The 2,653-nt window shown below is 69.2% G+C and carries 2 protein-coding genes and 1 pseudogene; 2 read left to right on the forward strand and 1 reads right to left on the reverse strand.

Features of this window, described 5'->3' with window-relative positions; all coding sequences use genetic code 11:
* Positions 1 to 26: 26 nt before the first annotated feature.
* Positions 27 to 1,064 (reverse strand): AraC family transcriptional regulator, encoded by a 1,038-nt coding sequence (locus tag B551_RS16250; protein ID WP_006578912.1) that lies wholly within the window; start codon positions 1,062 to 1,064, stop codon positions 27 to 29.
* 228 nt (positions 1,065 to 1,292) lie between these two features.
* Here B551_RS16250 and B551_RS16255 point away from each other — a divergent pair, with 228 nt between their 5' ends.
* Both B551_RS16255 and B551_RS27115 read left to right on the forward strand, forming a co-directional pair.
* Positions 1,293 to 2,426, forward strand: coding sequence for an acyl-CoA dehydrogenase family protein (locus B551_RS16255; RefSeq protein ID WP_006578911.1), 1,134 nt, complete (start codon positions 1,293 to 1,295; stop codon positions 2,424 to 2,426).
* A 58-nt stretch (positions 2,427 to 2,484) separates the two neighbouring features.
* A pseudogene (locus tag B551_RS27115) lies at positions 2,485 to 2,653 on the forward strand (malonate-semialdehyde dehydrogenase); the annotation flags it as partial.

Genomic DNA, 2,653 nt, shown 5'->3' on the forward strand with positions numbered 1-2,653 from the left:
ACTGAAGCGCCCGGTCGGCCGCGACGTCAGTCCGCCGCTGCCTGCATGCCGCGATAGACGCCAGGCCGCAGCCCGGTCCAGCGCCGGAACGCCCGATGGAAGGCGCCAGGCTCGGCAAACCCCATCTCGGCCGCGATCTCGGTGATCGGCAGATCGGTATGGCTCAGCGCCTCGATCGCCAGGTCCCGCCGCAATTCGTCCTTCAGCTGCTGATAGGTGGCGCCCTCCTCCATCAGGCGTCGTCGCAACGACGAAGCGGACAGGTGCAGCGCCGACGCCAGCGCCTCGAAGGTCGGCCACACGTCCGGCCGCGACTGCCGCAGCAGCCGGCGCACGCGCGCCACCACGCTGCTGCGGTCCGAATACTTGACCACCACGTTGTGCGGCGCGTCGCGCAGGAACGCCTTGACGCTGCGCTCGTCGTGCCGCACGGGATGGTCCAGCCACGCGGCGTCGAAGACCAGCGCGGTGCCGGGCGCGTCGAAGGCGAGCTGGCGCGAATACATGACGCGGTACTCGGCGCTGTAGTCTGGTTCTGGATAGCGGAACGCGGCCAGCCGCACCGGCACGCGCCGCCGCGCCAACCAGCACATCAGTCCGTGCAGCATGATCAGCAGCGTCTCCTGCGCGAACACGCCGGGCCGGCGGCCCGACGGCTCGGTCAGCACCAGCGCGGCACGCTGCGGCCCGCCGGCGGTGGCATTGCCCTCGTAGCGGCGCAACAGCTGCACGCCGATATCGTCGAGCAGCACGCCGAAGCCGCGCGCGACCCGATCCAGGCCCTGCCCCAGCGTGCGGCTGCCGGCCACCGCATGGCACAGCAGCGCGAAGCTGCCGGGCTTCATCGCGCGCGAGTCCTGGCCGAAGAACTCGTCGCCCAGCGCCGCCGACACCCCCAGCCACAGCGCCCCGTAGCTGGCCGCCGATACCCGCGCCTGCGGCACCGCCAGCATCGCGGGCGCGATACCGGCGGCGCGCAGCACCGGCTCGGCATCGATGCCGCGCGAGCGCAGGCCGGAGATCGCATGGTGGACGAAGCAGATCGCGACACTACCTTTTTCCATCGGTACGCAGGGCAACAACGGGACGCAACAGCAAAGGCATGGAGACGGTCCGTGGGGTTCGGTGAGGTTCGCTGAATTGGCGCGGCCACGGCGACGGTCGTTTCGAGGACACCGCCGGCAGTGGCAAATCAGTTCAGCGCAGTTGACGGATTTTGGCATAGCGCGCGCCGGCATCGGCTTTCTACACTGCCGTCAATCTCGCTCGCCCGACCACCCAACGACAGCGCCATGTACAGCGAATACACCGAGCAGCAACGAATGATCCGCGACACCGCGCGCGCCTTCGCCGAGGAACGTCTGAAGCCTAACGCCGCGCAATGGGACCGCAGCGGACAATTGCCCGACGAGATCGTCGCCGAGATGGGCGCGCTCGGCCTGCTCGGCATGATCGTGCCCGAGCAATGGGGCGGCACCTATACGGACTACATCGCCTACGCGCTGGCGATCGAGGAGATCGCCGCCGGCTGCGCGGCTTGCGCGACGCTGATGAGCGTGCACAGCTCGGTCGGCTGCGGCCCGATCCTGCACTACGGCACCGAAGCGCAGAAGGATCGCTATCTGCCGGCGCTGGCCAGCGGCGAGCTGATCGGTGCGTTCTGCCTGACCGAGCCGCAGGCCGGCTCGGAGGCCCACAACCTGCGCACACGCGCCCGTCCGGCCGATGACGGCTGGGTGCTGTCTGGCAACAAGCAGTTCGTCACCAACGGCCAACGCGCCGGCATCGCAATCGTCTTTGCCGCGACCGAGCCGGAACGCGGCAAGCGCGGACTGTCGGCCTTCCTGGTGCCGACCGACACGCCGGGTTTCCATGTCCATGCCCCGGAGAAGAAGCTGGGCATCCGCGCCTCGGACACCTGCGCGATCACGCTGGAGGACTGCGTCGTGCCGCACGACGCGCTGCTCGGCGACACCGGCGAGGGCTTGCGCATCGCGCTGTCGAACCTCGAAGGCGGCCGCATCGGCATCGCCGCGCAGGCAATCGGCATCGCGCGCTCGGCCTTCGATGCCGCCTGCCGCTATGCCGGCGAACGCGTGCAGTTCGGCCGTCCGCTGCGCGAGCATGCGCCGATCGCCAACATGCTCGCCGACATGGCGACCGAGCTGAACGCGGCGCGCCTGCTGGTGCATCGTGCCGCGCGCATGCGCAGCGATGGCCAGCCCTGCCTGTCCGAAGCGTCCCAGGCCAAGCTCTATGCGTCCGAGCTGGCCGAACGGGTCTGCTCGAAGGCGCTGCAGATCCACGGCGGCTACGGCTACCTCGAGGACTACCCGGTCGAGCGCCACTACCGGGACGCGCGCATCACGCAGATCTACGAGGGCACCAGCGAGATCCAGCGGATGCTGATCGCGCGCTCGCTGTAGATCGGGCCCTCGCCCTCCCTTGCGACTTGCCTCGCCAGAACAAACCGACGGAGACACCATGACCAAACAGCCCGCCACCGAAACCGCGATTCCAACCGTCAAGCTGCTGATCAACGGCGAATGGGTCGAATCTGCCGCCACCGAATACCGCCAGGTCGTCAATCCGGCCACGCAGCAAGTGCTGGCGCGCGTGCCGCTGGCCACGCGCGCCGAGGTCGACGCGGCGG

This window comes from Cupriavidus sp. HPC(L), assembly GCF_000307735.3.
Lineage (GTDB): Bacteria > Pseudomonadota > Gammaproteobacteria > Burkholderiales > Burkholderiaceae > Cupriavidus.

Excerpts from the sequence above, each read along its gene's own strand:
- B551_RS16250 (WP_006578912.1), bottom strand. The coding sequence starts at position 1,064 with ATGGAAAAAGGTAGTGTCGCGATCTGCTTCGTCCACCATGCGATCTCC.
- B551_RS16255 (WP_006578911.1), top strand. The coding sequence starts at position 1,293 with ATGTACAGCGAATACACCGAGCAGCAACGAATGATCCGCGACACCGCG.